Here is a 2,480-nt window from a genome sequence, read left to right as displayed (position 1 = left end):
GCGCAGCACGCGCACGAACCCCGCCTCACCGTGCACGAACGCCTGCACCTCCCCGGCCGGGAACTCGGCGGTCTGCACCGCGTCCACCAGGTCCTCGCCCGCCGAGCGGTACAGCCAGCGGACCTGGGCGTCGGCCTTGGTGGCCAACGTCTGCTGCTCCGCGGCGTTGTCGACCAGCAGGAACACCCGCGCGGTCGCGCCGGGCGGCATCGCTTCGAGGGAGGCCGCGATCGCGGGCAGCGCGCTCTCATCGCCGACCAGCAGGTGCCAACCGGCCGCCGGGTCCGGGGCGTACGCCCCGCCCGGTCCGGACAGCAGCAGCTCGTCGCCGATCTGCGCGTTCGCCGCCCACGGCCCGGCCAGCCCGCTGTCGCCGTGGTGCACGAAATCCAGCGCGAGCTCACCGGCCTGCTCGTCGTAGTGGCGCACGGTGTAGCTGCGCATCGCAGGCCAGTGCTCGCGCGGCATCTCCGCACGAATCACGCCCATGTCCAGCGGCTGCGGATAGATCACGTCCGGGCGCGGGAACAACACCTTCACGTAGGCGTCGGTGAACTCGTTGGGCTCGAAGTTGGCCAGGCCGTCCCCGCCGGCGACGATCCGGATCATGTGCGGCGTGAGTTGTTCCTTGCGCAGCACGCGCAGCCGGGTCACCGGCCGGTTCTTCCTGGCTTGGGTCATCAGCCCCTCCTCATCACGCGACTCTCTGAGGCAAGGCTAACCTGATCGTCGAGTGCTTTCACGTAGCGCACCCCGAAAAGATCAACGTGTCGCGATCACCGCGAACGGTCCTGCGTCCCGGCGCGCGAAGCCCGGCGAGTCGAACAGCGCCGGGTCGAACCGCACATCGTAGACCTGCACGTTGGGTTGGTGCGGGAAGGCGTCGTGGGCGAGCGTGAGGTGCAGGCCATCCGGTGCGCGGCGCAGCACGAAGGCATCGGGCGGAGTGAACCCGCTGCCGCGCAGCTTCGCGGTCAGCTCGGCGGAATCGCGCGCGGACGCCCAGTCCCGGATCTCCGAGGCCCGTTCCTCGTACCGCGCCAGGGGGTTGGCGTAGTGCGGAGTCTCCTGCTGGAAGCCGCGGAACGGCGCGAAGGACTTGATCGGGTGGTAGGTGCTCAGCAGCACCGTCTCCGACGGCGCGCGGCCCGTGGTTTCCCGCAATGCGCCGAGCAATTCGTCGTGCCAGGAACCGTCCGCGGCAGGGTCGGCTTGGCGCTGGGCGTTGCTGCCCGTCGGGTAGTAATCGGTGTAGGCGGGCTGGGCGGCGCTGTGCACTTCGGTGGCGAGTGCGGTCTCGACGGTGCTCACCGATCCGGCCAGTCCCAGCAGGACCGCCAGCGCTACCGCCTGCGCACGGAACCGCTCGGGCAGCCGCGACCTGGCCCAGCGGAACAGTTCCAGCAGGCCGAGCACTCCGGCCACCGCCAGCAGGACGTTGAACGCCGTGGTCACCCGGAACGCCAGCAACGTGGTGTGCGCGGCGATCGCCAGCGTGGACAGCCCGAACCACAGGTAGACGACACCGGTCACCACCAGCAGCGCGGCGGCCACCGCGTTGCGCCGGCACGACAGCACGAGCCAGCACAGACCGGCCAGGCAAAGCGCGCCGAACAGCGTGGGCTGCAGGAACGGGAACGGCGGCACGGACTCCGCCGGGAGGTAGTTGTTCGCCGCACCGGCGGATTCCGCGCCGCCGAGCTTGGCCAGCACGAACGGCGTCCAGACCAGCAACGCCACCAGCCCGGCCACGGCTCCGATCCCGAGCAAGCGCAGCAGCAACGGACCGGGCCTGTTCGCTCTTCGCACGACGAGCACCGCGGCCATCGCGATCAGCAGCACCGTCGAGAATGCCAAGTAGAGCGTGTACGTGAGCGCTGTGAAGCCGAGGAACAGCCCGATTCCCGCGAGCGCGGCCCGATGCCGGTGCTCCCGGCACCGCAGCACCCGCCACGCCGCCACCGCGACCGGCGGTAACAACGCCGCGGACGGCCAGGCGTAGGGCTCGTCGAATCCGTGCAGGAACCCGCTCAACGTGGTGGCGATCGCCAACAGCACGGCCACCCGCCTGCGCATCACGACGCTCCACAACGTGAACGCCGCGACCGCGGTGACCGCGATGGTCAGCAGAGCGAACGGTTTGTAAGCGGCCCACGCCGGATTCCCGGTCAGCGCGGCGAACCGCCCGCCGAGCCAGAACCAGCCCGCCGGGTAGTACGGCGGCAGCCCGGCGTAGTTCATGTCCGAAAGCACCGGTGAGTCGGTGAGCCTGGTGAGGTATTGCAGCCGGAATGCCTGGTCCACGGAAGTGCCGCCATAGAAGAGCTTCGTCGGTTCCAGCGGCCAGGCGAGAACGGTCGTGGCCAGCGCCGACAACGCGACCCACGCGGCAGGCAGCCGCAGCCGCAGCGCCGTCCTGCGCAGGCCGGCCCAGGCAGGCGCCCGGTAACCGCTGAGCACGACGGCTCCGACCAGCGCGG

Annotated in this window: 2 protein-coding genes; both read right to left on the bottom strand. The window is 70.4% G+C overall.

Annotated elements, in window-relative coordinates:
• Positions 1–681 (bottom strand): siderophore-interacting protein (locus IJH84_RS24460; RefSeq protein ID WP_295149553.1); only part of this gene is annotated, 681 nt, incomplete at its 3' end.
• Positions 682–762: 81 nt separating this feature from the next.
• Positions 763–2,480: arabinofuranosyltransferase (locus IJH84_RS24455; protein WP_295149550.1), on the bottom strand; the 1,718-nt coding region annotated here is incomplete at its 5' end.

The sequence above is a fragment of the Saccharopolyspora sp. genome (assembly GCF_017434145.1).
Lineage (GTDB): Bacteria > Actinomycetota > Actinomycetes > Mycobacteriales > Pseudonocardiaceae > Saccharopolyspora_C > Saccharopolyspora_C galaxeae.
The sequence above is the reverse complement of the archived record's forward strand: the minus strand, read 5'-3'. Positions and strand labels throughout refer to the sequence as shown.